Below are 3392 nucleotides of genomic sequence, written 5' to 3'. Positions count from 1 at the left end.
TATAAAGAATGATAAATAGGTTTCATCTTTTCAAAAGTACAATATTGTGTAAATCCAATTTCTTTTAATATCTTTTTGACATTTTCAATATTAGAATTTAAAAGGTGATTTTTTTCATGACTGTCACTACCGATCGTTAAAATTTTACCACCCAATGATAAATAAAGTTTTAATATTTCTTTAGATGGCATTAAATCATCCAAACCATATCTAAACGAAGAAGTGTTCACTTCAATTCCCTTACCATCTGCAATAATATATTTTAAAATTTTAGTAATAATATCCTGATGGTTTTTAAAAGCATCATAACCATCTTTATTGTCATAACGCTTCAACATATCCATGTGTCCTAAAACACTATAATGATGATAATTTTGGACTACGCGATACATTTCATCATAATATGCTTGATAAAATTCAGCCTCACTACTTTCTTTTTGAAACTCATAATTCCAAAATTCTTTATCATTAACCTGATGAATTGATAAAATAACAAAATCTAAATCATACTTTTTAAATAAATTTTCATATTTATCAATTGTATGATGCTGGACTCCAAATTCCATCCCCTGCTTAATAACAATTTGATCTTGGTATTTTTCTTTTAAATACGCTAATTTTTCAAAATATTTAGGATAATCAACATTAGCTAGAGGATCTCCACTACGATATTGAATATTACCTTCGCTCCAATCTTTTTTCACCCCATAATCAACATGATCAGTAAAGCATATTTCCTGCATATTAATACTAATAGCATCTTTGACACAATCTTCCATATCATAAAGAGAATCATCACTAAATTCACAGTGAACATGATAATCGCAAAACATAATTATTCCTCCTATTTTCTTTTTCTATATTATATCGCAACATCATGATAAAGTATTTTTATTGCCATGTTTTGAAAAAATTTTTTCAAAACAAAAAGGTACCGTAGTACCTTATTGATATTTTTGTTTACAAACAGCAGTTATCAAACCTTGAAATAACGGTTGTGAACGATTAGGACGACTAGTAAATTCCGGATGGAATTGACAAGCCACGAAATATGGATGATCTTCAATTTCAATAATCTCTACTAAATTACGTTCCGGATTAATTCCGGCAATCACTAATCCATTATCTTCTAATAATTTACGATAATCATTATTAAATTCATAACGATGACGATGACGTTCTTCAATCATCTCTTTACCATAAAGAGCTCGCGCTTTAGAATTAGCTTTTAATGCACACTTGTAATTTCCTAAGCGCTGTGTTCCCCCCATATCCATAAGCGACTGATCCGACATTAAGGTTATGATTGGTGTTTTCGTTAATTCTTCAAATTCAATTGAATTTGCATCCAATAAACCACAAACATTGCGTGCATACTCGATCGTAGCCAACTGCATTCCTAAACAAATTCCTAAAAATGGTAACTTATTTTTACGAGCATATTCAATTGCAATGATCATTCCTTCAATACCGCGATGTCCAAATCCACCAGGAACAATTATTCCATCAGCATTTTTTAATTTATCGGCAACGTTATCTTTAGTAATCTCTTCTGAATCAACAAAATCAATATTGACAATGCTATTTTCATAATACCCGGCATGTCTTAATGCTTCATTTACTGATAAATAGGCATCAGGTAATTGTGTATATTTTCCAACTAAAGCAATTGTAATCTCATGATCTAAACCTTTGACCCGTTCAATTAAATCTTGCCATTCTTGCATATCAGCCTGTGGTGCTTCAATCTGTAGATGTTTTAAAACTAAATCATCCATGTGCTGTTTTAATAACATCATTGGCAGTTCATAAAGTACCTCGACATCATAATTAGAAATTACATTTTGCACTGGAACATTGCAAAATAATGATATTTTTTCTTTAAGTTCTTTTTCAATATGTTTCTCACTTCGACAAACAATGAAATCCGGCTGGATCCCTAAGCCACGTAATTCTTTAACACTATGTTGGGTTGGTTTAGTTTTTACTTCATGACTAGCACCAATATATGGTAATAAAGTAGTATGAATATATAAAGTATTTTCATAACCCAGATCTAAACGAATCTGTCTAATCGCTTCAATAAATGGTAAACTTTCAATGTCACCAGTTGTCCCGCCAATTTCCGTTATAACAATATCAGCATTAGAACTAGACGCTGCTGCATAAATTTTTGCTTTAATTTCATTAGTAATATGGGGGACTACTTGGACTGTTGCCCCTAAATAATCACCATGCCGTTCTTTAGAAATAACATCACTATAAATTCTTCCCGTTGTAATTGATGAATTACGGTTTAACTGTTCATCAATAAATCTTTCATAATGTCCCAAATCCAAATCAGTTTCCGCACCATCACTAGTTACAAAAACTTCTCCATGCTGGTAAGGTGACATCGTTCCTGGATCGACATTAATATAAGGGTCAAGCTTTTGCATAAAAACCTTTAAACCTCGTTGTTTTAAAATTCTTCCTAATGATGCTGCAGTTAGACCTTTCCCTAAACCAGAAACCACACCACCAGTTACAAAAATATATTTAGCCATTTTCTCATTTCTCCTATCTTTTGTAATTTATAAAAATAAAAATGCCTTCCTATGGAAGACATTTCATTGCCCTTTAATATTATACAAAATTTTTATTATTCAAGCAAGAATTTTTTTTCATGATACTATTTAATGATAAAAAATAATCACAAAATAAAAAATGACAATTAAAAAGGAAACGTGGGGACCGTTTCCTTTACTGTATAGGTCATACTTGGGGAAGAAGGGGGTGACCTATACTAATATATTATCTTGTCTTAACGACAGGTTATATACTACAAGAGAATTGTGAACACTTTATGAACTTAAGCAATCAAAATAAGATTATTTTCAATAAATTTACATATAATAAAAAGGAACAAAAATGTTCCTTTTGTGCATAGATGATTTATATGGGAGAGGGGTCATCTATGCAGTATTATTGTTTTTTCTTGACATAACTATAATACCATAAATTATTATGGATTATTTTGCAGTAATTGTCAATTAATTATCACTATTTTTATCAATAACAATTTTCTAATTTGTGATTATTTTTTAATATATTCAAAGTGATACAATAATAAATAAATGCTTTAATCAAGCAAATTTAAATATTCATAAAGTTAAAATTAGTTACTAATTACTTATAAAATATTTTTACCCTCATATCTTATATTAAAAAGAAACAGCTTAGGCTGTTTCTTTGAATTCGCTAATTTAATTATTTAGCGTATTTGTTTTCATAATCCCAAGTTACTTTTAAGATTTCTTCCATATCTTTTACGATTGGCATTCTTGGGTTTGCTGGTGTACATTGATCTTCATAAGCATTCATTGCGATTCTGTGAATTGCTTCATCCCAGT

Annotated in this window: 2 protein-coding genes; both read right to left on the bottom strand. The window is 30.0% G+C overall.

The genetic code is table 11. The features are described from left to right. Positions 1–833, bottom strand: an 833-nt coding sequence (locus J7M77_RS09935; RefSeq protein WP_296878043.1) for a histidinol-phosphatase HisJ family protein, incomplete at its 3' end; no start/stop codon positions are given. A 111-nt stretch (positions 834–944) separates the two neighbouring features. Further along, positions 945–2546: a CTP synthase gene (locus J7M77_RS09930; protein ID WP_296878041.1), complete on the bottom strand. Its 1602-nt coding sequence runs from the start codon at positions 2544–2546 to the stop codon at positions 945–947. Positions 2547–3392: the final 846 nt, after the last annotated feature.

The organism is Thomasclavelia sp. (assembly GCF_017889095.1).
In the GTDB taxonomy this organism is placed as follows: Bacteria; Bacillota_I; Bacilli_A; order Erysipelotrichales; family Coprobacillaceae; genus Thomasclavelia.
Note: the sequence above shows the minus strand (reverse complement) of the source record. Positions and strands in the feature narration are given on the sequence as shown.